The organism is Thiomicrorhabdus cannonii (assembly GCF_013391695.1).
Lineage (GTDB): Bacteria > Pseudomonadota > Gammaproteobacteria > Thiomicrospirales > Thiomicrospiraceae > Thiomicrorhabdus > Thiomicrorhabdus cannonii.
In genome coordinates this window covers 406,249-430,733 of the sequence record NZ_JACBGH010000001.1, presented here as the reverse complement: position 1 = coordinate 430,733, position 24,485 = coordinate 406,249, and the positions used below count along the sequence as shown (strand labels likewise).

Sequence of the window (24,485 nt, the reverse complement as noted above, 5' to 3'; positions counted from 1 at the left end):
GTCGATTAGGCTCTGATGAGTCGTTGCGTCAGCCAGCGCAGGCTTAATGCCAGCACAGGCCAGATCAGCAGACAGGAAAAGGGCATGAGCCAGTAGGCGACTTGTGCATCGCTTGGCAACACCGGCGCCAGAACGACAAAGCTCAAAAGCTGGTAGGCATAAAGATAGAAGAAAATCACCAGGGCTTGTTGCAACACGGAGTGCGAGCGGAAAAGCAGGCGATAGCGCAACATGATGAAGGTCACAACAATAAATTGCAGGGCGTGCGCTCCGAGCGTCGTTTGGTACAGCGCATCCAGCAGCAACCCGAGTAGAAAGGCACTGATAAAGTGTGTCTGTTTGAGAAATTGCGCTGACCAGTAAAGCAACAGCAGCAGGGTGAAAGGCGGCAGATACAGGTTGGCGCTGTTCAATACCAGCATGGTGTCCAGCGTAATGCCGACAAAGTAGCTGAAAATGACGAGCCAGCGCGCTTGATGGAATGCGACATTGATAAAGCGATCAGTCATTTGCAACCTCTTGTCTGGAGAGGATTAACACTTTGTGGGCCTGGCGGAGCTTGGCGATAGGCTCGGCAAGCACTTCAAGATAAGGTTCTTCTTTCAGTTCGTTGATCTGGGTGATTTTGGCGGCAGGATAGCCTTCCGGGAAAATCCCTCCCATGCCTGAGCTTTCGATGATATCCCCGATCTGCAGCGAGCTGTTTTTGGGAATAAAGCGCAATGTCAGCTGGTCGTGTCCGGTGCCTGTCAGAATGCCGCGCTGGCCGGTACGCTGGATGCGCACCGGCAGTTGATGATCGGGGTCGCTGATCAGCAGCACCCGTGAGGAGGTCGGTGTGGTGTCGATGATCTGTCCCATAATGCCCTGGTCATCAATCACGACCTGATGCGGCCGGATGTTGTCGAGCTGGCCTTTGTTGAGTGAAAGGAATTGTGAAAGGGGGTTGCTGCTGAAAAAGGTGATGGTGGCAATCTGCACATTTTGATTGCGTATCTTCCCCGTTGTGCCCAGTAATGCCTGCAAACGCTCAATTTCGAGTTCCATATTGGCGTGTTGCTGCATTTTGGCTTTGATCAGCAATAACTCGGTTTTGAGTTTTTGATTTTCCTGGCGCAGTTCGTCAATGGAGGTGAAGTCCTGAGTGACGGTTTCGTAGAGTTGCGACGGTATTTGCGCGAGATGTTCGATGGGATTTAGTGTCGTCAGCAGCGCGCTGCGCACACTGCCCAGCAGGTGGCCGTAGTGATCGGCCGCCATCAAGGCAATCGCGAAGATAAATGCAACGACAAATTGCATCCCCTCTTGTTGCGGGCTGGAAACGTTGGGATTGATGGTTTTGCTCCTGAATTATAAGCCTGGCGGCGTTTGGTGTGCGCCGCCAGACGGGTAGGACAAATTATTCAAACGAGAAAACGTCCAAACCTTTTTCGTCCATCAATTCAAGTGCACGTCCGCCTCCGCGAGCCACGCAGGTCAGCGGGTCATCGGCAATAATCACCGGAATGCCGGTTTCTTCGGACAGCAATGTATTCAGGTTGCGAAGCAATGCGCCACCGCCGGTCAGCACAATGCCGTGCTCGGCAATGTCGGCACCCAGTTCAGGCGGGGTGTTTTCCAATGCGGTACGCACCGCACTGACAATCGCCGAAAGCGGCTCTTGCAGGGCTTCCAACACTTCGTTGCTGTTCAATGTAAAGCGGCGCGGTACCGCTTCGGCGATATTGCTGCCGTGTACTTCCATCGTATCGGGCTCAACCATGTGATAAGCAGTACCGATGGTTTTCTTGATCTTTTCTGCGGTACTCTCGCCAATCACCATGCCGTAGTTGCGGCGTACGTATTTGATAATGGCGTCGTCGAAACGGTCGCCGCCGACTTTAACGGAGTCGGACCAGACAATGCCGTTCAGTGACAGTGTGGCGACCTCGGTGGTGCCGCCGCCGATATCAACAACCATGGAACCGGTTGGTTCGCTGACCGGCATGCCGGCACCAATGGCGGCCGCCATCGGTTCTTCGATAAGATAAACTTCACGGGCGCCGGCACCGGCTGCAGACTCACGAATCGCACGACGCTCCACCTGCGTAGAACCGCAAGGCACGCAGATGAGGACGCGTGGGCTTGGCTGGAAGAATTTGGCTTCATGCACTTTGCGGATAAAGGCCTGCAACATTTTTTCGGTGACTTCGAAATCGGCGATAACGCCGTCCTTCAGCGGGCGGATGGTTTGAATATCCTGGTTTTCCTTGCCGAGCATCAGTTTGGCATTTTCACCCACGGCGACGATTGAGCGGCTGTTGGAGCCCGAGCCGCGGCGGTTATTACGGATAGAAACGACGGAAGGTTCGTTTAGTACCATGCCTTTGCCGCGCACGTAGATCAGTGTATTGGCGGTTCCAAGGTCGATGGAAAGGTCGTTGGAAAAAAGTCCCATTAGTTTGCGAAACATGCGGTCTTGTCCTCGAAGAGTAGGCAAAAATAATCCGGTTATTCTATAACAACTGGTTGAATCGAAGTAGAAAAAAATGGATTGACGGATAAAAAATATTAGGGGTGTTTTCAAGGGTTTTTAATGGGTTTTTCTAGCAAGAGGAAGCTGGAATTGCCTGTAATCCGGCGCATATGGCGGAGCATTATTTAAGCGCCCGGCAGGCGGCTTGGCTCTTTAGTGTAACCGCAAAATGTGGTATGTTACGCGGCATTGTTTTTTGTCTGAATTGGGCTGGTTGCGTGCGGGTGCATTCACGTACGCAAAAGCATGAGGAGTTAGGTGTGTCTTTAGGAAAAACCGAAGTCGAGTATATCTCGCGTTTGGCGGCCATTGCGGTACAAGATGGCGAGGTGGACGAGGTCGCCGCGAAGTTGTCGAATATTTTGGATCTGTTTGCACAGATGGAAGCGGCGGATACGCAGGGTGTCGAGCCCATGGCGCATCCTTTGGATCAGGTGCAGCGCTTGCGCCGCGACGTGATTAGCGAAACCGACCAGCATGAAAAGCTGCAAAGTGTCGCGCCGGCGACGTCGGAAGGGTTGTATTTGGTGCCGCAGGTCATTGAGTAAGTTGCGCGAGATTTGGAAAGAGTAGAAAAGATGCATAATTTAACGATTAAACAGATGAGCGAAAAGCTCCACGCCGGTGAGATCACCAGCGTGCAATTGACGCAGCACTATCTTGACCGCATTGCTAAATATGACGGCGAGTTGAACGCGTATGTGACGGTTACGCCGGAATTGGCGATGGAGATGGCCAAGCAAGCGGACGAACGCCTACAGAATGGAACCGCTGAGTTATTGACCGGCATTCCGGTGGCGCACAAGGATATTTTCTGTACCGACGGCGTCAAGACCTCGTGCAGCTCGAAAATGCTGGATAACTTTATCGCCCCTTATGACGCCCATGTGGTGACGCAGCTGAAGAAGGTCGGTATGCCGATTTTGGGCAAGACCAATATGGACGAGTTCGCGATGGGGTCGTCGTCGGAGAGCAGTTATTATGGTCCGACCAGAAACCCGTGGGATCATCAGGCCGTGCCCGGCGGGTCGTCGGGCGGTGCGGCAGCGGTGATTGCAGCCGGTCTGGCGCCAATGGCGACCGGCACCGATACGGGCGGGTCAATCCGCCAACCGGCGGCTTTCTGCGGTATTACCGGCATCAAGCCGACCTACGGCACCGTGTCGCGTTTTGGTATTGTGGCCTATGCCTCCAGTTTTGACCAGGCCGGCCCGATGACGCGTTCCGCGGAAGAGGCGGCCTGGTTGCTCAATGCGATGGCCGGCTTTGACGAGCGTGATTCAACCAGCTTACAGCGCGATGGTGCGGATTATGCCGCCGAGCTGAATCAGCCGCTCAACGGTTTGAAAGTGGGTGTGCCGGCCGAATATTTTGGTGAAGGCTTGGATCCACAGGTCGAGAAAGTGGTCAGAGACGCGATTGCCGAAATCCAGAAGCAGGGCGCTGAAATCGTTGAAGTCAGCCTGCCGAACAAGGATTTGGCCGTGCCTTCTTACTATGTTCTTGCACCGGCGGAAGCCTCATCCAACCTGTCGCGTTTTGACGGGGTGCGTTTCGGCCATCGTTGCGAGAAACCGAAAGATCTGCAAGACCTTTACACGCGCTCGCGTGCCGAAGGTTTTGGTGCCGAGGTCAAGCGCCGTATCATGGTCGGTGCCTATGCGCTGTCGGCCGGTTTCTATGACGCCTATTATCTGAAGGCGCAGAAGTTGCGCCGCATGGTGCGCGATGATTTCACGCGCGCATTCGAACAGTGCGATGTGATTATGGGGCCGGTCGCGCCGACGCCGGCATTCAATATCGGTGAAAAAACCGATGACCCGACCAGCATGTATCTGGCCGATCTTTACACGATTCCCGTCAATTTGGCCGGTTTGCCGGGGCTTTCCGTGCCGGCCGGTTTTGTGAACAACCGTCCTGTGGGGCTGCATATTGTGGGTCCTTATTTCAGTGAAGCGAAGCTGTTGAATATTGCCCATCAATATCAGCAGGCGACCGACTGGCATAAACAGATGCCGGCGCAATACCAGTAACAGGAAGGAGTGAACACAATGAGTTGGGAAGTGGTAATCGGATTGGAAATCCACGCGCAGTTGACGACCAATACCAAGATTTTTTCGGGCTCCTCCATTGCGTATGGCGCCCAGCCGAACACGCAGGCCTGTTCGATTGATCTGGGGATGCCGGGCATGCTGCCGGTGTTGAACGAGGCGGTCATCGGCAAGTCGATCCGTCTGGCGCTGGCGTTGAATGCCGAGATCGGCAAGAAGTCTGTTTTTGAGCGTAAGAATTATTTTTATCCTGATCTGCCGAAGGGCTATCAGACCTCGCAGCTGCAATATCCGATTGTCGGCAAAGGCACGCTGGAAATCGAGGTGGACGGCGTCAAGAAAATCATCGGTGTGACACGCGCTCACCTGGAGGAAGATGCCGGTAAGTCGGTGCATGGTATTCTGCCGGGCATGAGTGGCATCGATTTGAACCGTGCCGGCACGCCGCTGCTGGAAATCGTTTCCGAGCCGGATATGCGTTCCGCCAAGGAAGCGGTGGCCTATGCGCGCAAAATGCATGAGTTGGTGCAGTACCTGGGGATTTGTGACGGCAATATGCAGGAAGGCTCTTTCCGTGTCGATTCCAACGTCTCGGTACGCCGTCCGGGCGCACCGCTGGGCACGCGCACCGAGTTGAAAAATATCAACTCGTTCCGTTTTATCGAGAAGGCGATTGAGTTTGAAATTGCCCGTCAGATTGAAGTGCTGGAAAGCGGCGGCAAGATCGTGCAGGAAACCCGCCTGTATGACGCCGACAATGATGTGACGCGCTCCATGCGCTCTAAGGAAGAGGCCAACGACTACCGTTATTTCCCGTGTCCCGACCTGTTGCCGGTGGTGATTACCGATGAGGATATCGAGGCGGTGCGTGCGCAGATGCCGGAATTGCCGGACGCAAAACGGGCGCGTTACGTTGCCGAGTTTGGTTTGAGCGACTACGATGCCGGTGTGCTGACCGGATCACGCGAGCTGGCGGAGTATTTTGAAGCCGTATTGGCGGCCACCGGCGGCAAGGACGCCAAGGTATGCGCCAACTGGATTATGAGTGACCTGTCCGGGGCCTTGAACAGAGCCGGCCTGTCGATTTCGCAATCGCCGATTTCTGCGCAGCATCTGGCGGGGATGATTGCCCGTATCCAGGACAATACCATCTCCGGCAAGCTCGCCAAGCAGGTGTTTGATGCGATGTGGAGCGGCGAAGGTTCGGCAGACGACATCATTGCCAGCAAGGGCTTGAAGCAGATTACCGATAGCGGCGCGATCGAAGCGCTGGTGGAAGAGGTGTTGGCCAACAACCCTGCTCAAGTCGAGGCGTACAAGGCCGGTCAGGAGAAGATGCTGGGTTACTTTGTCGGGCAGATTATGAAAGCCTCCGGCGGTCAGGCCAACCCCGGCCAGGTCAACCAGATTCTGAAAGCCAAGCTGGGCGGTTGAACCGCCTGATTTTGAGGGTTTTAGAATCGCCCGACGGGCAATTGAAAACTGAACCGGCTACCCGGCCTGTTCAGTTTTTTTTTGGCTGTTTTGTGAAAAATTATTTTTTCTTTTCTTGAAAGGATATAAAAAATCCTTATAGTAGCGTTAAGGGCTTAATCAGGCTGCAGAACTCTCTGATTGCTGGTTATGCCGACACCGATTTTTTCTAAGGAGAAAAATATGTTTAAACGTATTGGTCTGTTTTTACTGACAAACATTGCGGTCATTGCGGTGGCGATGATTACCATGAACCTTCTGGGTGTGGGCAATTACATGGAAGGCACCAGCCTTAATTTGAGCAATCTGTTCATGTTTGCGTTGATCTTCGGTTTTGCCGGCTCTTTCGTGTCGTTGGCGATGTCAAAATGGATGGCGAAAATGACCACCGGTGCGCAGGTGATCGAGCAACCACGTAACGCGGACGAACAGTGGTTGTTGGAAACGGTGAGCCGCCAGGCGGCAAAAGCCGGTATCAAGACACCGGAAGTGGCGATTTACGATTCGCCGGAACCGAATGCGTTTGCGACCGGTATGACCAAAAACAACTCGCTGGTGGCGGTATCGACCGGTTTGTTGCGCTCTATGCGCCAGAACGAAGTGGAAGCGGTATTGGGTCACGAAGTGGCGCACGTCGCCAATGGTGACATGGTAACGATGGCACTGTTGCAAGGCGTATTGAACACCTTTGTGATTTTCTTTGCCAAAATCGTCGCTTACGTGGTTGACCGCGTGGTGCTGAAAAATGAAGAAGAAGGCCATAGCTGGGCGTTTATTATTACCGATCTGGTGGCGCAGATTCTGTTCGGTATTCTGGCGAGCATGGTGGCGATGGCTTTCTCGCGTTACCGCGAGTTCCATGCCGACAACGGTGGGGCTTACCTGGCCGGTAAAGAGAACATGATTGCAGCCTTGCGCCGCTTGCAGACCATGCACCCGGGCGAATTGCCGGATCAGATGGCCGCCTTCGGTATCTCTGCGAAGAAGTCTTCTTTCGGTGATTTGTTCAAGTCTCATCCGGATTTGGAAGACCGTATTGCACGCCTGGAAGCGACGCCTAGCAATGCATTGAAAGTCGCCTAATCCTTTTAAATAGGGATTGGTTGATCGAACCCGCGCCAAAAGCGCGGGTTTTTTGTTTATAGGGAATAAAACGCCTGGTTGGCACTCTGCCTGCTTAACCGTGTGCTGTTTAAACGAATAATGAGATAAGAGCAGAATGATGCGCGGAATTGTCCTTTTTTTGGTGGTGGCCTTGCCGGTTTTTTCCAAGGCCTATGCGGGTTCACTGGATGAAGCGGCCAGCAAAATGGCCAAAGTGGTAGGGGGGAATCCATTCTTTCTGAAGGTGTCGGCCATTAATCTTAAGGTGAACGCTCACCTGACTTATGTGGAAGACCAGCAGCTTTTCGGCCTGTCGGAAAAATGGGTCGGGCCGGAGCAGAGCTGGCAATTGGCCGCGGGCGATTGCGAAGAGTTTGTCATGCTCAAGGAGTATTTCCTGCTTAAGGCGGGGATTGCGCCCGAATCCATGCATTATCTGATTCACAACGAGCATATTCTCTTGTTGGTCGAGCATGAAGACGAAGCGCTGCTGTTGGATAATCGAACCAATGTTATCAAGCGCGTTAAAGCCGATGCGGACAGTCTGGCGAAGCTGCCCAGTCGCGCCGATATTCTGGCAAGAAAAAGAGGGTTGGTCGCCGTGGCCGGCTAAAGGTTGTCGGCATCCACACAGGGAGGGTGCCGCAGTTGTTAGGCAGTTAAACGTTTCTGGCCTTCGGCCTGAATGCGTTTAATCATGTGGTATAAACCGGTTGAGCGGTTTGGGCTGAGTTGCTGTAAAAGGCCGATTTTTCCCAGAAACTCCAATGGCGCCGTGGCCACTTCCTGTGGTGTGCGGCCGTTATAAACACGTAACAGCAGGGCGATCAGCCCGGACACGATGGCGGCATCGCTTTTGGCCTGCATATACAAACGCCCGTCGTGCTCTTCAATATGAATCCAAACCTGTGACTGACAGCCGTGAATACGGTTTTCTTCGGTGGCAAAGTCACTATCCATCTGCTGCAGTTGTTTGCCCATATCAATCAGGTACTTATAGCGGTCTTTCGGGTTGGCGAAATGGGTAAAGCGCTTGATTAAGTCGGCCTGCACTTCTTCGATAGTTTGTTTGGGTGGGATGAATTCCACACTCAATTCCTCGGTTATTCATTAAAGGCGCACATCTTAACATTTTTGCGTTAAGAGCTAAATAGTCGGCGTTGCGAGTTGAGGAAGTGTTTTATTGCAAACGGAAGCTTACGGGAACTTGAATCGACCACTGACGGCGCGAAACGGAGTCGGGAAAAGGCCGGAAACGATTGGCCATGCGCTCCCGGATAATGTCCAAAGCGGCTTCATCGAGCAGGCTTTTGCCCGAGGAGTCGAGTAGCGCAAGACCGGTTATTCTGCCGTCGGGCAGAAGTGTGAATTGGAGAGTCGCAATCCCCTCCCAGTGACGGCGTTTGGCCTGACGGGGATAGCTGTGCGCCGCGTGTTGCATAATGGTATTGCGCAGCTCTGACAGATATTGCTGCTCGTCATTGGCGGTCTGTTGCGCACTGAATTGGGCAATGGGGGCCGCCTCTGTTTTGGTAGCGGTGATTTGAGGCTCGGGTTTAGGCTCGGGTTTAGGCTCGGGTTTAGGCTCGGGTTTAGGCTCGGGTTTAGGCTCGGGTTTAGGCTCGGGTTTAGGCTCGGGTTTAGGCTCGGGTTTAGGCTCGGGTTTAGGCTCGGGTTTAGGTTCGGGCTTAGGTTCGGGCTTAGGTTCGGGCTTAGGTTCGGGCTTAGGTTCGGGCTTAGGTTCGGGCTTAGGTTCGGGCTTAGGTTCCGCGCTCGGTGTTTGAAACATGGCCAAGCTAATCGGCACGGTTTGCAATGGTTTGATCTCTTCAATCGGGCGGTTAAACAGCCAAACCCCCACGGTCAGCAACAGGCCGTAAATGACGATAGAGAGCAGCAGTGCTTTGGTGGAGCAGGATTTCATGACGCTTTGGCTTGGGTCAGAATCGTCAGGTTGTGTAGTTTATGCCGTTTAAGGGTGTCGACCAGTTCAACGAAAGTGCCGAAATTAGCGTGTTTGTCCACTTCCAGGGTAATGGCTTGCTGCGAATCCAGTTGGCTGAAAATGCCGTCCAGTTCGAGCAGGTTGCGGGGCGTTTCGTTTACAAACAGTTGGTTGCTGTGGTCAATATGGAGTTTAAACGGCTTCTGCTCCTGCGGCGGTTTATAGGCCTGGGTGCTTTGCGTTTCCGGCAGTTCGATGTTCAGACTGTCTTTGACGATAAAGCTCGCGGTGGTCAGGACGATGGCCAGCAGCACCAGCATAACGTCGATAAGGGGGATGACGTTGATGGAATCGAAGCGTTTCATGGCTTAGGCGCTTGCTGGGCGGTGAATTGCGCTTGCAGCACATCGACACGGCGCATCAGGCCGTTGTAACTCATGATGCTGGGAATGGCGATGGCGATGCCGGCCGCGGTGGCTTTGAGCGCCAGTGCCAGACCGGTCATAATCGCGCCGGTGTCGATGCTTTGTTCTTGTCCAAGGTCGAAAAAGGTGATGAGGATGCCAAGCACCGTTCCCAGCAATCCGACATAAGGCGCATTGGCGCCGATGGTGGAGAGGGTGGTCAGGTTTTTGGTGATGGCGATTTGCAGGAGTTCACCCTGATTGAAGTCGTTGAGGTTGAGTTTCTGGTAATAGAAGGTTCTTTCAAGGGTGATCCATAAGGCAATAAAGCCCATTAGACCGAGGGTCCCGAAAATAAAGGGGTCGAGGTAGAGTTTTAAGAATTCCATAGCGCCATTATTTAGAAGTGAACAGGCCGGGTGGCTAGATCTGTGTTGTTTAAATCGGCTTAGTCTGCCAAATGCGGCGGGGCAATGCAACCTTAAAGCCTTTAAAGAGTGTTAAGGAAGCTCTTATTTAATCAGAGGTTCCTTAAGTTGCTAGAAGAGATTGCGTATTGCGGTTTGTTGTCTGTATCGGTATATTGGCTCGTTAAATTGTAATTGGAAATAGAGGAGTGGTTTCCAGATGAAACGTCGCGAATTATTGAAGTCTGCGTTTGGTTTAACGGCCGGTTTGATTGGTGTGTCTGCGCTTAAGCCTTTGTATGCGGACGAGCTGATGGTCAAAGCCGATCCGATGTATGATGTGCCGGCCACCAAGGTGTCGGATCGTTGTTACTATATTTTGGCGGCCGATCCCGAGCCATCTCCGGAAAACCATGCTTTCTTCAACAACCCGGGCTTTATTGTCACGAGCAAAGGCGTAGTGGTTGTCGATACCGGCAGTTCGGTGCAGATTGGTGAGATGGTGCTGCGTCAAATCAAGAAGGTTACCGACAAGCCGGTCATTATGGTGATTAACACTCACTATCACGGTGACCACTTCCTGGGTAACCACGCGTTTGTCGAAGCCTATCCGAATGTTGACATCTATAGCCACCCAACGGCCATTCAGAATATTAAATCCGGCGGTGGCGATTTCTGGTATGGCTTTATGCAGCGCAACTCCAATAACGGTATTTCCGGTACGGTCGTGACCTTGCCAACCAAAACGTTTAACGGCGGCGAAACCGTTAAGCTTGGCGATACTACCTTGAAGATCCACCAGTTTGGCCGTGCGCATACCGAGTCGGATCTGATTGTGGAAGTGGTGGAAGATAAGGTTGCGTTTCTGGGCGATACCGCCATGCGCCGTGTAGCCAATATGGCGGACGGCTCTTTCAAGGGAACGATCGAGACCATGAAGCAGGCTAAAGCACTGGGTTGTAACCACTATATCCTGGGGCATGGTCCGCACGACAATGTGTCTATCTGCGAAGATATGCAGACCTTCTGTGAAGTGATTTATGAGAATGCCGCCAAGTACTACGATGAAGGTTTGTCGGATTTTGAAATGAAGCCGAAAATTATGGCTGAGCCTTTTATGAAGGATGTGGCGAGCCAGTGGCCTGGATATGAAGGCACAGTCGGCAAGTTTATTGCCGTGGCGGTTGCGGAAGTCGAAAAGAGCATGTTCTAAGCGTAAATCGCTGAAATGACAAAGCCGGACATGTTCCGGCTTTTTGCTTTTTGGGCCTTTGAAAAACTCAACAGGCCGGGTAGGGGTGTTTAGGCGATAAAGTCGAGAATGGCGTCCAGCCCGCGATAATTGAGGGCGGTGTCGGCCTGTTCCTGGACTTTGGGTTTGGCGTGGTAGGCAACGCTCAAGCCGGCTTCCTGCATCATCATCAAATCATTGGCGCCGTCGCCGACCGCAATGGTTTGACTCATCAGGATTTCCATCTGGTCACACAGTTCAATCAGAAAATCCGCTTTGGCTTTGGCGCCGATAATGCCGTCAACCACGGTGCCGTCCAATTTGCCGTCGCTGATGGACAGCGTGTTGGCACGGGTAAAATCGATTCCAAGACGCTTTTGCAGGCGTTCGGTAAAGAAGGTGAAGCCGCCGGAAACCAGTGCGAACTTAATGCCATTGGCTTTGAGGCCGTCAATCCAGATTTCCGCGCCGGGGTTGAGCGTCAGACGTTCGTCATAAACGTGCTGCAGGGCGGATTGATCCAGCCCTTTGAGCAGGGAAACACGCTGTGTCAGCGATTGTTCAAAATTCAATTCGCCGCGCATCGCGGCTTCGGTAATGGCAGCCACTTGCGGTTTGACATTGATGAAATCGGCAATCTCGTCAATACACTCGATGCTGATCAGGGTGGAATCCATGTCGCTGATCACGAGTTTGATCGCATCGGCATCGAAATTGGCCGGCAGGACGTTGATGTCCAGCAGCAACTCTTCACGCAACTGGCTAAGCTCTTCATGCGTGGGCGCGGTTTCGACTTCGGCGCGGAAGTGGTTTTGCACGGCAGTCAGTTTGCCGAATTTGCGTTCCAGTGTTTTGCTTTGTTCAAAGTTCAAGACATTAGTGTGAATGATTAAGGTTGCCATAGTTGTCCTGTTGGTGTGGGTAGTGGGCCGTGATCGGCTCAAGTCTTAATCTGAAATGGGGACTATTTTAGTCTTTGCCAGGATGTCCTGCAAAGATTGTTGTTTGGGAGAGAGAAAAAGGGTGAGCCAGCCAATCAGACAGAACAGCACCGCCCAGATAAAGCGCACGTTGGCATTATGGCGCGTCAGCAGGTAACCGTCTTCGCGCACCAGCTGCAATTTCCAGGTGCGCAGGCCGGGGGTTTGACCGCTGTTAGTCCAAAAATAGGTCAGATACAAATAGGTGATGGCTAACAGATAAAGCTGGAATCCTAAGCTCGCGACTGGGCTGTTTTGAAAATTCTCTCCTTGCCAAAGCACATAGGGCAGTGCGGCAAAAAACCAGACGGCGAGGAGTAGAATCAGATCGTAAACGAGGGCAAACAGGATTTTAAAACGGTTCATGGCTAACAGTTGAAGCAGAGTCCTTTATAATGTGAACCTATTGTACACGTTTATCGAGGTTATGCGTTGCTTGGCGGGCATCAATTAATTTTAGGTTGGAATGGATATGAATTTAGCAACTGTGGGTTTGAATCTGCCCTGGATGGTCGGAAGTCTGCTGATTTGGGCAGCGTTGCTGATTTGGGCGCTACGCACTGCGCCCTGGTATAAGGTCAACGGGGACAGGAGCGCGCAGCACGTATTGCTGGGTGCGGCGCTGGTCGTGTTTCTGGTCTGGCAGTTCGGGGCGCAGCTGGATAACGGTATCGGCTTCCATTTTCTGTTGATGACGACCTTGACGTTGTTGTTTGGGCCGCAATTTGCGCTGATGGCTGTGAGTCTGGCGATGGCTGGGGTGACGTTTCAGCAGGATTTGGGATGGTTGGCGTTCGGTATGAATGCCGTGCTGATGGGGGCGGTGCCGATTTTCATCACCTGGTGGATGGCGCGTTGGGCCTACCGGTTTCTGGATCACAACTTTTTTGTATTTGTGTTTTTTAACGGTTTTTTATCGGCGGCAGTGGGAAGTTTGCTGTCGTTGGGATTGATCGCGACGGTGATGTACGCTGCGGAAATTCACAGTTTGTCGGTATTGAAGCAGAGTTTTATACCGTATATTCCGTTGTTGGTCGTTCCGGAGGGATTTTTGAACGGCATGCTGATGACGGCGCTGGTGCTGTTTAAGCCGCAGTGGGTCAGTTCGTTTAATGATCGGGAATATTTCAAGTAGTCATTAAAAAATGACGGCCATAAAAAAACCGGCATTAAGCCGGTTTTTTTGATCATCTGAACAGAGGGATTATTTTTCCCAAGCTGCTTTGATGTTTTGATTGTTGTTCATTTGAGCAACTTCAGCGTGGGCTGTTTTTTGAGCTGCTTTGGCGTGTTTGATTGCGCCAGCTTCATCGCCTTTCTCTTTGGCTTTGGCCGCCAAATCCAGGTAATGATCAACGTAAGACAGTTTCATTGCTTTCTGCTTCCAGACGTTGTTCATTTTCTTGGCTTCTGCATGAGCAGCCGTTGCATCCGCTACGATGGCATCGTAAGTTTCAGCCTTGGTTTCGTTGCCTGTGCAGCCAGTCAGGCTGGCGGTAGCATAGACAAAAGCGGCACCGATTAAAAATTTCTTCATTATTGTTTTCCTCCAGTTGAAAGAGCTCTATTCTGTTTAGCCCACCTTATTCTAGGTGAAGTCTTTGTCATATAAAAGCTAATAACGAACAGTTTTTTTACTGTTTTCGTTTAGATGCATACGTTATTCAGTTTACCCCGGTCGTGTCAATCTTTATAATGGCTGCTAATAAATTAAAAATTGGCTATTTTTCACGTATAAATTCGGCTTTTTATTGGTAAGGTGTTGAAAATTAAGGTTTTCATGTTTTATTTAAGAGTTGGCCGGGGTGTTTAGAAAAATAACTGATTAGCCTATAAGTTTTATATTAAGGTGCGAAAAGATGCGAATTTTACAAGAAGCTTTAACTTTTGATGATGTTCTACTGGTTCCGGCGCATTCGACGGTGCTGCCAAAAGATGTCTCTTTGAAAACCAAATTGACGCGTAATATCAGTTTAAACATTCCGCTTGTTTCGGCCGCCATGGATACTGTTACCGAAGCGCGTTTGGCTATTTCGATGGCTCAGGAAGGCGGCATCGGGATTATCCACAAGAACATGACAGTTGAGCAGCAGGCGCATGTAGTTCGCAAAGTGAAAAAATACGAGCACGGTGTGATTTTGGATCCGGTCACCGTTCAGGTAACCGATAGCGTGGCCGACGTGATTGCCAAGACCAAGAAAAATCGTGTTTCCAGCGCACCGGTTATGGATGGCAGTAATCTGGTTGGCATTGTCACCAGTCGCGATATCCGTTTTGTCACCGATATGACACAACCGGTTTCCAAAATCATGACGCCAAAAGAGCGTTTGGTCACGGTTAAAGAGAAAGAAGATCGTCAGGTCGTACTGGATTTGTTGCACAAGCACCGCATTGAACGTGTCTTGGTTGTCAATGACGATTTCAAATTGAAGGGGATGATTACCGTTTCCGATATGATGAAGTCGTCTGACCACCCGAATGCCTGTAAAGATGAAAACGGCCGTTTGCGTGTGGGTGCCGCCGTGGGTACCGGTGCAGAGACCGAATCGCGTGTTGCGGCCTTGGTTGAAGCGGGTGTGGATGTGATCATCGTTGATACTGCGCATGGCCATTCACAGGGGGTATTGGATCGTGTAGCCTGGGTTAAGCAGAATTATCCGCAAATTGATGTTATCGGCGGTAATATCGCGACGGCCGAAGCGGCATTGGATTTGGTTAAGGCCGGTGCCGATGCGGTGAAGGTGGGTATCGGCCCCGGTTCTATCTGTACGACACGTATTGTTGCCGGTGTGGGTGTGCCGCAGATTTCTGCGATTGCTAACGTCGCCAAAGCTTTGCAGGGTACCGGTGTGCCTTTGATTGCGGATGGCGGATTGCGTTTCTCGGGCGATATCGCCAAGGCATTGGTGGCCGGCGCTTCTTCGTGCATGATCGGTAGTATGTTTGCCGGTACGGAAGAATCCCCGGGCGAAATCGAATATTATCAAGGGCGTGCTTATAAGTCCTATCGTGGTATGGGTTCATTGGGCGCAATGGCGCAGCCAACCGGTTCTAGCGACCGTTATTTCCAGGCGTCTAATGCCGAAGACAAGTTGGTTCCGGAAGGGATTGAGGGTCGTGTGGCGTATAAAGGCCCGCTGTCGCCGATCATCCACCAGTTAATGGGTGGCGTGCGTTCGAGCATGGGTTACACCGGCTGTAAGGATATCCCGACGATGAACAGCAAACCTTCGTTTGTACGTGTCACCTCTGCCGGTATGGCCGAAAGCCATGTTCACGACGTGACCATGGTTAAAGAAGCCCCTAACTACCGTTTGTAATCATCTTTAGGCCTGCCAAGCAGGCCTTTTCTTATTTCTAGTATTTAACGCCTATTGATTTTTGGAACCCTTATGAGTCAAGCAAACATCCATGAACATCGAATTCTCATTTTGGACTTCGGTTCGCAATATACCCAGCTCATAGCGCGTCGTATCCGTGAAATTGGGGTCTACTGCGAAGTGGAACCTTGGGATATCGATCCGCAAGCCGTGACCGATTTCGGCGCCCGCGGCATTATTCTGTCGGGCGGTCCGGAAACGGTCATCGGTGATAACGCCCCTGCGGCGCCCGAGGTGGTATTTGAACTGGGTGTGCCGGTACTGGGCATCTGTTATGGTATGCAGACCATGGCGGAACAGCTCGGCGGCAAGGTGATTCACGCCGACGAGCATGAATACGGTTACGCTCAGGTGCGGGCGCACGGTCACACCAAATTGTTCATTGACATCGAAGACCATGTTACGCCTGAAGGCTACGGCATGTTGGATGTGTGGATGTCGCACGGCGACCGCGTCGATGTGATGCCGGAAGGCTTCAAGCTGATGGCGAGCACGCCGAGCTGCCCGATTGCCGGCATGGCAAATGAAGATAAAGGTTTTTATGCGATTCAGTTCCACCCGGAAGTGACGCATACCAAACAGGGCAAACGTATTATCGAGCGTTTTGTGGTGGAGTTGTGCGGCTGTGAAAAGCTGTGGACGACGCAAAATATCATTGATGACAGTATCGCCCGTATTCGCGAACAGGTCGGTTCTGATCAGGTGATGCTGGGGCTGTCCGGCGGCGTGGATTCCTCCGTGGTGGCGGCACTGCTGCACAAGGCGATTGGCGATCAGCTGACCTGTGTGTTTGTGGATCACGGTTTGTTGCGTTATCAGGAAGGCGATCAGGTCATGGCGATGTTTGCCCAGAACATGGGGATTCGCGTCATCCGTGCCGATGCCGAAGCCCGTTTCATGGGTGCCTTGGCCGGCGCGACCGATCCGGAAGTCAAGCGTAAGATCATCGGCCGCGAATTTATCGAGGTGTTTGATGCAGAATCAGCCAAGCTGAAAGGCGTTAAGTGGTTGGCGCAAGGGACGATTTATCCGGATGTGATCGAATCGGCGGGTTCTAAAACCGGTAAAGCCAAGGTCATCAAGTCGCACCATAACGTCGGCGGCCTGCCGGAAGATATGGAAATGTCGTTGATCGAGCCGTTGCGTGAACTGTTCAAGGATGAAGTGCGTAAACTCGGTGTGGCGCTCGGCTTGCCTTACGACATGGTTTATCGTCATCCGTTCCCGGGTCCGGGGTTGGGCGTGCGTATCTTGGGTGAAGTCAAAAAAGAGTATGCCGACATTCTGCGTCTGGCGGATCATATCTTCATCGAAGAGTTGCGTGCGGCGGATCTGTACGACAAAACCTCGCAAGCCTTTGCGGTGTTTTTGCCGGTCAAATCGGTCGGTGTGGTCGGCGATGCGCGCCGTTACGATTATGTGATTGCGTTGCGCGCGGTCGAAACCATCGACTTTATGACGGCGCGCTGGGCGCATCTGCCATACGAGTTCCTGGAAAAAGTCTCCAACCGCATTATCAACGAAATTCCGCGTGTTTCGCGTGTGGTGTACGATATTTCGAGCAAGCCGCCAGCGACAATCGAGTGGGAATAAAAAATTCAACAGGCCGGGTAAAGTCGTTTTCTACCCGGCCTGTTGAGTTTGCTAAAGTTGCAAAAGGCTTTCAAATTGAAAGCCTTTTTTGTTTGATAGGAAGTGAAAGTGGAAGCAGAGGATATGGAGCCTATCCGTTGTCCGGAAGGGCTGAGTCAGGCGGAACAGGATGCCTTCTGGATGGCGCATGCCTATCGTTTGGCGGAGCGCTCCGAGGCGGAAGGCGAGGTGCCGGTCGGTGCGGTGGTGGTGCTGCACAACGAGCTGATTGCCGAAGGGTGGAACCAGCCGATTCAGCGGCATGATCCGACCGCGCACGCCGAAATTCTTGCGCTGCGGCGTGCGGGTGAAGTTGTCGAGAACTACCGGCTGGTGGAGGCCACTTTATATGTGACGTTGGAACCCTGTCCGATGTGTGCCGGTGCCATGGTGCATGCGCGGGTCAAACGGCTGGTGTACGGCGCGCCGGATTTGCGAACCGGCGCGGCGCAATCGGTGTTTAATCTGGTGGATTCGCCGTTGCTAAACCATCGCCTTGAGGTCACGGCGGGAGTGTTGCAAGACGCCTGCAGCCAAAAGATCAGCGCCTTTTTTAAGGCCAAGAGGGAGCAGAATAAAGGGTTAAGGGCGTTGTTAAAGAAAAATTCATCTTCTTAAATCTTGATACCCCATGTAAACAATGCGAATATAGTCCACGGAACCGCTGGAAGAGGCAAGGCCCGTCTTAGGCGTGCTGATAGATTGATTGTAGTCCGTACCTCTAACAATAATAATAGCTTGGACGAGTTTTAGATTTTATTATGCAAAAAAGTGTCGATCCGGCAGAAGGGATCATGACGATCAAAATACTGCCGGGTGAGTTTTATGTCACCCATGAAAACGAGCGTATTGAAACGGTTCTGGGTTCTTGCATTTCCGCCTGTGTGCGCGATCCTATTGCCGGTGTCGGCGGTATGAATCACTTTATGTTGCCTGTGGACAAAGGTAATTCGCGTGTCGGCGAATTGTCGGATGCCAACCGTTACGGCAACTATGCAATGGAAAATCTCGTCAACGCGCTTCTATCGAGGGGCGCCAAGCGTGAGCGTCTGGAGTTCAAGCTGTTTGGCGGCGGCCGCATTATGAGTTCGATGACCAACATCGGTTGGTACAATATCGGATTCGCTTTTGATTATGTATACACTGAGGGTTTCAAAGTCGTCTCCCAGGATATTGGCGATGTGTATCCGCGCAAGGTGCTGTATTACCCGTTGACCGGTCGAGTCAGAGTGCGTCGTCTGAATCCGATGCATAATCAGTCGCTGGCTGATCAAGAAAATCGCTATATTAACAATATTGGATCTAAGCCTGTTGAAGGTGATGTAGAACTGTTCTGAGGTTATTTGCTATGGATATGATGGAAACGTTTCGCCAAACTTATCTGGAAGAGAGTTTTGAAGGTTTGGATGTCATGGAGCGCGGGCTGCTGGATTTGCCGCCCGGCACGCCTGACAATGAGAAGATTAACGAAATTTTCCGTGCGGCGCACTCCATCAAAGGGGGAAGTGGTACCTTCGGTTTTATTGAAATCGCCGGCTTTACCCATGTTTTGGAAACCCTGTTGGATGAGATGCGTGACGGCCGCCGCGACGTGACCCAGCCGGCTATCCATGCGATGCTGGCGGCGGTTGACGTGTTGCGCGATATGCTCACCAAACTGCAAAACCACCAGCCGATTGATGAAGCGCGTGCCGCCCAGGTGCAGGGTGAGTTGGAACGTATTCTGGGGATGGGGGATGAGGCCGAGGCTCCGGCACAGGCAGCCGCCCAGGTCGCTCCCCAGGTTGGCGGCGGTACGTGGCAGATCAAAATCGTTCCTGAAAAGGAGTTGCTGCAAACCGGTAACGAGCCGTTGCGCATTTTCAGAGAACTTGAAACCTTGGGCGAGTTAACGGCCAAGGCGGATTTGTCAGCCCTGCCGGCGATTGAAACGTTTGAACCGGAAAATCTCTATATCAACTGGGAGCTGACACTTAGCGGTGATGATGTCAAAGAAGACGACATTAAAGAAGTATTTGAGTGGATTGATGGCGACGGCGCCGACATTACGATCCAGGCCCCCGAGCAATCCCAGCCTGAAGTCCAGGTTGTAGAACAGCCTGAGGCGGCGCCTAAGGTCGCTGCACCGCAGGTTGCTACGGTTACCCCGATTGCGGAAGCGCGAAAAGCCGCCGCACCTGCGGCCAAAGAAACTGCCGAAGTTAAGGCCGATGCCAAGGCCGCACCCAAACAGGAAGGTTCTATCCGTGTCGATCTGAGCAAGATCGACCAGATGGTGAACCTGGTCGGTGAACTGGTCATCACCCAGTCGATGTTGAGTCAGTTCGGCGAGCAGGCTGAGCAGGAACAGGGAAGCGGCAGTTCCGAGTGGATCGACAAACTCAAGGAGGGGCTGACGCATCTCGAGAGACATACCCGCGAGCTGCAGGAAAGCGTCATGAATATCCGTATGCTGCCGGTGAGTTTTGCTTTTAACCGTATGCCGCGTATCGTGCATGACGTCAGCCAGAAACTGGGCAAACAGATCGAGCTGGTTATGGAAGGTGAGGGCACCGAACTGGATAAGACCATGCTGGAACAGCTGACCGATCCGCTGGTGCACATTGTGCGCAACTCGATCGATCATGGTATCGAAAATCCTGATGTTCGTGTTGCGGCAGGTAAGCCTGAAAAAGGCACGGTGAAAATGGCCGCTTTCCATGAAGGCGGCAATATCCTGATTCAGATTACCGATGACGGTGCCGGCATCAACTATGCCAAAGTGGAAGCCAAAGCGATTGAAAAAGGCGTCATCGAACCGGATCACAATTTGTCGCGTGAGGAGATTATCGATCTGATTTTCCATCCGGGCTTCTCAACCGCCGATGTGGTCAGTGATATTTCCGGGCGTGGCGTGGGTATGGACGTGGTACGCCGTAATATCAAAGGGCTGGGCGGATCGGTCGAGGTCAAAACCAAGCAGGGTGAGGGAAGTGTTTTCACGATTCGCCTGCCATTGACGCTGGCGATCCTCGACGGACAGTTGTGTAAAGTCGGCAGCGAAACCTATGTTTTCCCGCTGGTTTCGATTATCGAGTCTATTCAGGTGGACAAAGCCCTGGTCAAAGGCATTGCCGGCCAGGCCGAACTTTACAAGTTGCGTGATACCTATATTCCGGTGATCCGCCTGCATCAGAAACTGGGCGTCAAAGATGCCTGTGAAGATTTGTCGGAAGGCTTGTTGGTGGTGGTTGAAGACGGCGGCAAGCGTGCCGGCATTTTTGTGGATGACCTGTTAGGGCAACAGCAAGTGGTGATTAAGAGCCTGGAAAGCAACTTCATGAAAATTGACGGCATTGCCGGTGCAACCATTCTGGGCGATGGCACGGTGTCGTTGATTCTGGATGTTAAAGAGGCGGTTTCCAGCCATAAAGGCGGCGTGCATCCACAAATGAATGTGGCTTAACAAAAGCCCTTTGCGGCCTGCATGACGGTATAAAAAAAATAGATTAATTGAGGAGTTTGGATGACAACGGAGTTTGCGGAAGGATTTGCTTTGGGGGCTGAAGAGGTTCAGCAGACCATTCTGGTTTTAAATTTATCGGTGGCTCAAATCGATCTTTCGATTACCGAAGGCGATCACTCCGTTAATACCTTAATCGACTCCTTTACGTTTATGTCGCAGCACATAGAGGAAATCCAGAACTCCAGCGCCAATATTTTGCAAGCGGTCGGTGATAATGCAGCGGTGCAGGAGCACAATGCATTGCTCACCAGTCATACCGCCGAATTGGCGGCCAAAATGCAGCAGGCGATCATTGCTTTCCAGTTTTATGACAAGCTGAGTCAACGCCTCAATCATGTCTCGCATGGTTTGTCCGGATTGGCGGAAATCGTCTCTCATGAGATGCGCGTCAAAAATCGCGAAGAGTGGGAGGCTTTCAAGCAAAGCGTGCGCAAGGGCACCACGATGCGTGAAGAGGAAGAGCTGTTTGAGCTGATTTTCGATCAGCATATTCCGACTGAAGAGGCGATTAACATCATGCGTCAGCGCATGCTGGAGAGGATGCATGAGGAAGAGCAAGCGGCAGACGACGAGATTGAACTGTTTTAATACTGTGTTGACGCCTGATTACTAAAACCCCTTTATGGGGTTTTTTTTATAGCTTTTTTCTGAGCGATTACTGTTTATTACTTACCGGGTGTTTATTAGGTCATAAAAATATTTGCTTTTCAAACTTTAAAAAAATTTATGACAATGGTTGCCGGACAGAAACAGAGCGTCACAACGCCGACATGAATCAGAGCGACTTTTGCTAAGGATTTTTTGCTAACAGTACGCAGAAAGAAGGATACAACATGAAACAGCTACACAAACTTTGGGCTTCGGCTCTTTTCGGACTGATCTTAAGCAGTACCTCGGCAGCGGCTTGGGCATCGAACCATATGCCTTTTATTTTGGGAAGCGTTGAATCTGCTGATCTGCAAAGTGTCGTTGCCAAAACGCAAAATGCCCTGCAAAACAACGGCTTTGAAGTGGTCGGCAGTTATGCGCCCAACGCGGATACGCAGGTGTTGGTGGTTACCAACAATGCCTTGAAAGCCTTGGCGGCGGCCTCCGAAAAGGGCGGGTTTGGCGCAATGGAGCGTGTTTCGATCGTCAATCGCAACGGTCAGGTGCAGGTTAGCTATACCAACCCGGTGTATATGTGGAACGCCTATCGCATGAAAGGCGATATTATGCCGGTGCAAAAAGCCATGCAGGCCGCACTCGGCGCAACCAAGGAGTTTGGTGCCGAGAAGGGCTTGAGTGCCGATGAGTTGCGCGAGTATCACTATAAAATGATGATGCCGTACTTTGACGATGAGGACGAATTGGCCGAATACGGTTCTTATGATGAAGCGGTCAAAAAGGTCGAGGCAGGACTGGCATCGGGCAAAGCAGGCGCCAAAAAGGTTTACCGTATTGATATCCCGGGTACCAAGATGAGCGTGTTTGGCGTTGCCTTGACGAACGGTGAGGCGGCCGACCAGTTTATCCAGTCGAAAATCGATGTGAATGTCGAAAGCCACGCCGCGCATTTTCCTTACGAGTTGCTGGTGGTGGACGATGAAGTTGTCGCCTTGAACGGTAAATTCCGTATTGCCTTGAACTGGCCAAGCCTGTCGATGATGGGGGACGGCAGTTTTATGAGTATCTCCAATGCGCCGGATGACATTATCAAGGCGTTGAAGGCGGTCGCCAAAAACCAGGCGGTCGAAAAGGAAAGCGGCCTTTATTAATAGCCTGCATTCACGCTTGCTGTGAATTTCACCTCCTGTTTAGCGCGGTTTTCCGCGCTTTTTTGCTTTTGGGCACTTGAAAAATAGCCGTATTATCCCCAGTTGTATAAGACCTTTTTAAGCCGTATACCCGGCCTGTTGAGAATTTTTAAGCCAACTATTTGTAACATCATTGGAGACGATTGATGAGTGTAGTAGAAACCCATGCGTTTCAGACGGAAGTCAACCAACTGTTAAAATTGATGATTCACGCCTTGTATTCCAACAAGGAGATCTTTTTGCGCGAGCTGATCTCCAACGCCTCCGACGCGTTGGACAAGTTGCGTTTTCAGGCGGTATCGGACGACAGCCTGCATGAAGGCGAGGACGAGCTGGCGATCAGCGTCTGGTTTGACAAGAACGCGCGTACTGTCACCATCCGCGACAACGGCATCGGCATGACGCGCGATGAGGTGATCGCCAATATCGGGACGATCGCCAACTCCGGCACCAAGAAGTTTCTGGAAAGTCTGACAGGCGATCAGGCCAAAGACTCCAACCTGATCGGTCAGTTCGGGGTCGGTTTCTATTCGTCGTTTATTGTGGCCGACGAAGTGGAGTTGATTACCCGCAAAGCCGGCACGCCGACCGCCGAGGGCACGCGCTGGGTTTCCAAGGGCGAAGGCGAGTACACGCTGGAAACCGTGGAAAAGCCGACCAAAGGCACCGAGATCGTGCTGCATCTTAAGGCCGATATGGACGAGTTCCTGGACAATTACCGTCTCAAAAACATCATTACGACCTATTCGGATCACATCAATTTCCCGATCAAAATGTTCAAAACCGAGTGGGACAATGACGCCAAAGAGCAGAAAACCACCGATGAACTGGAGCAGGTCAACAAAGCCACGGCGATCTGGACGCAGTCCAAGTCGGATCTGACGGACGAGGATTACACCAACTTCTACCAGACGTTGTCGCATGACTTTACCGAGCCGCTGGCGCACATCCACAACAAGGTCGAAGGCACGCTCGAATACACCTCTTTGCTGTATATCCCTAAAAAAGCGCCGTTTGACCTCTACGACCGTGAGCGCCGTTACGGTTTGAAGTTGTATGTGAAGCGCGTTTTCATTATGGATGACGCCGAACATCTGATGCCGGCCTATCTGCGTTTTGTGCGCGGGGTGATCGACTCGGCCGATCTGCCGCTGAACGTGTCGCGCGAAATCCTGCAAAGCAACAAGGTCGTCGATAAGATTCGCTCCGCTTCGGTAAAACGTGTCTTGGATCACCTGGCGAAACTTGCCAAGGACGAGGATCAAAGCGCCTACAACACCTTCTGGGAGCAATTCGGCCAGGTGATGAAAGAGGGGGTGATCGAAGATTACGCCAACAAGGAGAAGATTGCCGGCCTGTTGCGTTTTGCCAGCACGCACGATGATGCCGCCGAGCAGCGCATCTCCTTGCAGCAGTATATCGACCGCATGCCGGCCGATCAGGACAAGATCTACTATATCGTCGCCGATACCCATGCAGCGGCCAAAGGCAGCCCGCATCTGGAGATTTTCCGCAAGAAAGGCATCGAGGTGTTGTTGCTTTCCGACCGTATCGACGAGTGGTTGGTATCGCATCTGTTTGAGTTTGAAGGCAAGTCGCTGCAGTCGGTCACCTCGGCCGATCTGAAGCTTGACGAAGAGGCCGAAAAAACCCTCTCCGACGACGAGAAAAAGGCGCGTGAAGCCTTGACCGAGAAGGTCAAGAAAGCACTGGAAGAGCAGGTGTCGGACGTCAAGATTACCCACCGTCTGACCGACTCCCCGGCGTGTGTCGTCAGTGCGGCCGGCGATATGTCGGCGCACATGGCGCGTCTGATGGAGCAGATGGGGCAGAGCGTGCCCAAGCAGAAGCCGGTGCTGGAGCTGAATCCGGAGCATGCTCTGGTCAAGAAGCTGGATTCCGTCGAGGATGAAGCCAAGCTCAAAGAGTGGTCGTTGTTCCTGCTGGAGCAGGCGCAACTGGCCGAGGGCGATCAGCTTGAAGAGCCGGCCGCGTTCATCAAACGCATGAATGCGCTGTTGAGCGAAATGCTTTAATTGTCGCTGCGCTTTTAGCGATCCAG

At 52.1% G+C, this 24,485-nt stretch carries 25 protein-coding genes; 15 read left to right on the top strand and 10 right to left on the bottom strand.

Annotated elements, in window-relative coordinates:
• Window positions 1–5: 5 nt before the first annotated feature.
• From mreD to HZ297_RS02090, 3 genes are all read right to left on the bottom strand, one after another.
• Window positions 6–509, bottom strand: coding sequence for a rod shape-determining protein MreD (gene mreD / locus HZ297_RS02100; RefSeq protein WP_178861317.1), 504 nt, complete (start codon window positions 507–509; stop codon window positions 6–8).
• Complete coding sequence (mreC, locus tag HZ297_RS02095) at window positions 502–1,299, bottom strand: rod shape-determining protein MreC (RefSeq protein WP_178861316.1); 798 nt, start codon at window positions 1,297–1,299, stop codon at window positions 502–504. The genes mreD and mreC overlap by 8 nt, the downstream gene beginning before the upstream one ends.
• Before the next feature lie 100 nt (window positions 1,300–1,399).
• Complete coding sequence (locus tag HZ297_RS02090) at window positions 1,400–2,452, bottom strand: rod shape-determining protein (RefSeq protein WP_178861315.1); 1,053 nt, start codon at window positions 2,450–2,452, stop codon at window positions 1,400–1,402.
• A 323-nt stretch (window positions 2,453–2,775) separates the two neighbouring features.
• Between HZ297_RS02090 and gatC the strand changes: the two genes are divergently transcribed.
• From gatC to HZ297_RS02065, 5 genes are all read left to right on the top strand, one after another.
• The gene (gene gatC, locus HZ297_RS02085) at window positions 2,776–3,063 is read left to right on the top strand and encodes an Asp-tRNA(Asn)/Glu-tRNA(Gln) amidotransferase subunit GatC (protein ID WP_178861314.1); all 288 of its coding nucleotides are present in this window, start codon (window positions 2,776–2,778) and stop codon (window positions 3,061–3,063) included.
• A 30-nt stretch (window positions 3,064–3,093) separates the two neighbouring features.
• Window positions 3,094–4,548, top strand: coding sequence for an Asp-tRNA(Asn)/Glu-tRNA(Gln) amidotransferase subunit GatA (gatA, locus tag HZ297_RS02080; protein ID WP_178861313.1), 1,455 nt, complete (start codon window positions 3,094–3,096; stop codon window positions 4,546–4,548).
• 18 nt (window positions 4,549–4,566) lie between these two features.
• Entirely contained in the window at window positions 4,567–6,000 is a 1,434-nt protein-coding gene (gatB, locus tag HZ297_RS02075) for an Asp-tRNA(Asn)/Glu-tRNA(Gln) amidotransferase subunit GatB (RefSeq protein ID WP_178861312.1), read from the top strand.
• A 222-nt stretch (window positions 6,001–6,222) separates the two neighbouring features.
• Complete coding sequence (htpX, locus tag HZ297_RS02070) at window positions 6,223–7,122, top strand: protease HtpX (protein ID WP_178861311.1); 900 nt, start codon at window positions 6,223–6,225, stop codon at window positions 7,120–7,122.
• 139 nt (window positions 7,123–7,261) lie between these two features.
• Window positions 7,262–7,756, top strand: coding sequence for a transglutaminase-like cysteine peptidase (locus tag HZ297_RS02065; RefSeq protein WP_178861310.1), 495 nt, complete (start codon window positions 7,262–7,264; stop codon window positions 7,754–7,756).
• A 38-nt stretch (window positions 7,757–7,794) separates the two neighbouring features.
• Here HZ297_RS02065 and HZ297_RS02060 read toward each other — a convergent pair whose 3' ends face one another.
• The 4 genes from HZ297_RS02060 to exbB form a co-directional block, all read right to left on the bottom strand.
• The gene (locus tag HZ297_RS02060; RefSeq protein WP_178861309.1) at window positions 7,795–8,232 is read right to left on the bottom strand and encodes a SufE family protein; all 438 of its coding nucleotides are present in this window, start codon (window positions 8,230–8,232) and stop codon (window positions 7,795–7,797) included.
• A 91-nt stretch (window positions 8,233–8,323) separates the two neighbouring features.
• Complete coding sequence (locus HZ297_RS02055; RefSeq protein WP_178861308.1) at window positions 8,324–9,067, bottom strand: energy transducer TonB; 744 nt, start codon at window positions 9,065–9,067, stop codon at window positions 8,324–8,326.
• Entirely contained in the window at window positions 9,064–9,453 is a 390-nt protein-coding gene (locus tag HZ297_RS02050) for a biopolymer transporter ExbD (RefSeq protein WP_178861307.1), read from the bottom strand. The genes HZ297_RS02055 and HZ297_RS02050 overlap by 4 nt, the downstream gene beginning before the upstream one ends.
• Window positions 9,450–9,881 carry a TonB-system energizer ExbB gene (gene exbB / locus HZ297_RS02045; protein ID WP_178861306.1) on the bottom strand — a complete coding sequence of 144 codons (432 nt, stop codon included), beginning with the start codon at window positions 9,879–9,881 and terminating at the stop codon, window positions 9,450–9,452. The genes HZ297_RS02050 and exbB overlap by 4 nt, the downstream gene beginning before the upstream one ends.
• 238 nt (window positions 9,882–10,119) lie before the next feature.
• On the opposite strand from exbB, the gene HZ297_RS02040 reads away from it, so the two are divergent.
• Window positions 10,120–11,112, top strand: coding sequence for an MBL fold metallo-hydrolase (locus tag HZ297_RS02040; protein WP_178861305.1), 993 nt, complete (start codon window positions 10,120–10,122; stop codon window positions 11,110–11,112).
• An 89-nt stretch (window positions 11,113–11,201) separates the two neighbouring features.
• Here HZ297_RS02040 and serB read toward each other — a convergent pair whose 3' ends face one another.
• On the bottom strand, window positions 11,202–12,032 hold the full coding sequence (gene serB / locus HZ297_RS02035) for a phosphoserine phosphatase SerB (RefSeq protein ID WP_178861304.1): 831 nt from the start codon (window positions 12,030–12,032) through the stop codon (window positions 11,202–11,204).
• A gap of 45 nt (window positions 12,033–12,077) precedes the next feature.
• The gene (locus HZ297_RS02030) at window positions 12,078–12,476 is read right to left on the bottom strand and encodes an RDD family protein (protein ID WP_178861303.1); all 399 of its coding nucleotides are present in this window, start codon (window positions 12,474–12,476) and stop codon (window positions 12,078–12,080) included.
• A 106-nt stretch (window positions 12,477–12,582) separates the two neighbouring features.
• Between HZ297_RS02030 and HZ297_RS02025 the strand changes: the two genes are divergently transcribed.
• Window positions 12,583–13,245 (top strand): energy-coupling factor ABC transporter permease, encoded by a 663-nt coding sequence (locus HZ297_RS02025; RefSeq protein ID WP_178861302.1) that lies wholly within the window; start codon window positions 12,583–12,585, stop codon window positions 13,243–13,245.
• Window positions 13,246–13,314: 69 nt separating this feature from the next.
• Here HZ297_RS02025 and HZ297_RS02020 read toward each other — a convergent pair whose 3' ends face one another.
• On the bottom strand, window positions 13,315–13,647 hold the full coding sequence (locus HZ297_RS02020; protein ID WP_178861301.1) for a class I SAM-dependent methyltransferase: 333 nt from the start codon (window positions 13,645–13,647) through the stop codon (window positions 13,315–13,317).
• Window positions 13,648–13,969: 322 nt separating this feature from the next.
• On the opposite strand from HZ297_RS02020, the gene guaB reads away from it, so the two are divergent.
• The 8 genes from guaB to htpG all read left to right on the top strand — a co-directional run bounded on the left by guaB (window position 13,970) and on the right by htpG (window position 24,459).
• Complete coding sequence (gene guaB, locus HZ297_RS02015; RefSeq protein ID WP_178861300.1) at window positions 13,970–15,430, top strand: IMP dehydrogenase; 1,461 nt, start codon at window positions 13,970–13,972, stop codon at window positions 15,428–15,430.
• Between the two features lie 72 nt (window positions 15,431–15,502).
• Entirely contained in the window at window positions 15,503–17,083 is a 1,581-nt protein-coding gene (gene guaA / locus HZ297_RS02010) for a glutamine-hydrolyzing GMP synthase (protein WP_178861299.1), read from the top strand.
• Between the two features lie 108 nt (window positions 17,084–17,191).
• A complete protein-coding gene (gene tadA / locus HZ297_RS02005; RefSeq protein WP_343034751.1) occupies window positions 17,192–17,740 on the top strand; it encodes a tRNA adenosine(34) deaminase TadA in 549 nt (182 codons plus the stop codon).
• 143 nt (window positions 17,741–17,883) lie between these two features.
• Window positions 17,884–18,459, top strand: coding sequence for a chemoreceptor glutamine deamidase CheD (cheD, locus tag HZ297_RS02000; protein WP_178861298.1), 576 nt, complete (start codon window positions 17,884–17,886; stop codon window positions 18,457–18,459).
• Window positions 18,460–18,470: 11 nt separating this feature from the next.
• Window positions 18,471–20,567 carry a chemotaxis protein CheA gene (locus HZ297_RS01995; RefSeq protein WP_178861297.1) on the top strand — a complete coding sequence of 699 codons (2,097 nt, stop codon included), beginning with the start codon at window positions 18,471–18,473 and terminating at the stop codon, window positions 20,565–20,567.
• Window positions 20,568–20,627: 60 nt separating this feature from the next.
• Window positions 20,628–21,215 carry a hypothetical protein gene (locus HZ297_RS01990; RefSeq protein ID WP_178861296.1) on the top strand — a complete coding sequence of 196 codons (588 nt, stop codon included), beginning with the start codon at window positions 20,628–20,630 and terminating at the stop codon, window positions 21,213–21,215.
• Window positions 21,216–21,460: 245 nt separating this feature from the next.
• Entirely contained in the window at window positions 21,461–22,384 is a 924-nt protein-coding gene (locus HZ297_RS01985) for a hypothetical protein (protein WP_178861295.1), read from the top strand.
• Between the two features lie 185 nt (window positions 22,385–22,569).
• Window positions 22,570–24,459 carry a molecular chaperone HtpG gene (htpG, locus tag HZ297_RS01980; RefSeq protein ID WP_178861294.1) on the top strand — a complete coding sequence of 630 codons (1,890 nt, stop codon included), beginning with the start codon at window positions 22,570–22,572 and terminating at the stop codon, window positions 24,457–24,459.
• Window positions 24,460–24,485 lie beyond the last annotated feature (26 nt).

What these genes read in the sequence shown, in the direction of transcription:
- mreD (WP_178861317.1), bottom strand. Translation starts at nt 509, where the DNA reads ATGACTGATCGCTTTATCAATGTCGCATTCCATCAAGCGCGCTGGCTC.
- HZ297_RS02090 (WP_178861315.1), bottom strand. Translation starts at nt 2,452, where the DNA reads ATGTTTCGCAAACTAATGGGACTTTTTTCCAACGACCTTTCCATCGAC.
- mreC (WP_178861316.1), bottom strand. Translation starts at nt 1,299, where the DNA reads ATGCAATTTGTCGTTGCATTTATCTTCGCGATTGCCTTGATGGCGGCC.
- HZ297_RS02055 (WP_178861308.1), bottom strand. Translation starts at nt 9,067, where the DNA reads ATGAAATCCTGCTCCACCAAAGCACTGCTGCTCTCTATCGTCATTTAC.
- htpG (WP_178861294.1), top strand. Translation starts at nt 22,570, where the DNA reads ATGAGTGTAGTAGAAACCCATGCGTTTCAGACGGAAGTCAACCAACTG.
- HZ297_RS01990 (WP_178861296.1), top strand. Translation starts at nt 20,628, where the DNA reads ATGACAACGGAGTTTGCGGAAGGATTTGCTTTGGGGGCTGAAGAGGTT.
- HZ297_RS02030 (WP_178861303.1), bottom strand. Translation starts at nt 12,476, where the DNA reads ATGAACCGTTTTAAAATCCTGTTTGCCCTCGTTTACGATCTGATTCTA.
- HZ297_RS01985 (WP_178861295.1), top strand. Translation starts at nt 21,461, where the DNA reads ATGAAACAGCTACACAAACTTTGGGCTTCGGCTCTTTTCGGACTGATC.
- HZ297_RS02020 (WP_178861301.1), bottom strand. Translation starts at nt 13,647, where the DNA reads ATGAAGAAATTTTTAATCGGTGCCGCTTTTGTCTATGCTACCGCCAGC.
- guaB (WP_178861300.1), top strand. Translation starts at nt 13,970, where the DNA reads ATGCGAATTTTACAAGAAGCTTTAACTTTTGATGATGTTCTACTGGTT.
- HZ297_RS02050 (WP_178861307.1), bottom strand. Translation starts at nt 9,453, where the DNA reads ATGAAACGCTTCGATTCCATCAACGTCATCCCCCTTATCGACGTTATG.
- gatB (WP_178861312.1), top strand. Translation starts at nt 4,567, where the DNA reads ATGAGTTGGGAAGTGGTAATCGGATTGGAAATCCACGCGCAGTTGACG.
- serB (WP_178861304.1), bottom strand. Translation starts at nt 12,032, where the DNA reads ATGGCAACCTTAATCATTCACACTAATGTCTTGAACTTTGAACAAAGC.
- exbB (WP_178861306.1), bottom strand. Translation starts at nt 9,881, where the DNA reads ATGGAATTCTTAAAACTCTACCTCGACCCCTTTATTTTCGGGACCCTC.
- guaA (WP_178861299.1), top strand. Translation starts at nt 15,503, where the DNA reads ATGAGTCAAGCAAACATCCATGAACATCGAATTCTCATTTTGGACTTC.
- cheD (WP_178861298.1), top strand. Translation starts at nt 17,884, where the DNA reads ATGCAAAAAAGTGTCGATCCGGCAGAAGGGATCATGACGATCAAAATA.
- htpX (WP_178861311.1), top strand. Translation starts at nt 6,223, where the DNA reads ATGTTTAAACGTATTGGTCTGTTTTTACTGACAAACATTGCGGTCATT.
- HZ297_RS01995 (WP_178861297.1), top strand. Translation starts at nt 18,471, where the DNA reads ATGGATATGATGGAAACGTTTCGCCAAACTTATCTGGAAGAGAGTTTT.
- gatA (WP_178861313.1), top strand. Translation starts at nt 3,094, where the DNA reads ATGCATAATTTAACGATTAAACAGATGAGCGAAAAGCTCCACGCCGGT.
- HZ297_RS02065 (WP_178861310.1), top strand. Translation starts at nt 7,262, where the DNA reads ATGCGCGGAATTGTCCTTTTTTTGGTGGTGGCCTTGCCGGTTTTTTCC.
- HZ297_RS02025 (WP_178861302.1), top strand. Translation starts at nt 12,583, where the DNA reads ATGAATTTAGCAACTGTGGGTTTGAATCTGCCCTGGATGGTCGGAAGT.
- HZ297_RS02040 (WP_178861305.1), top strand. Translation starts at nt 10,120, where the DNA reads ATGAAACGTCGCGAATTATTGAAGTCTGCGTTTGGTTTAACGGCCGGT.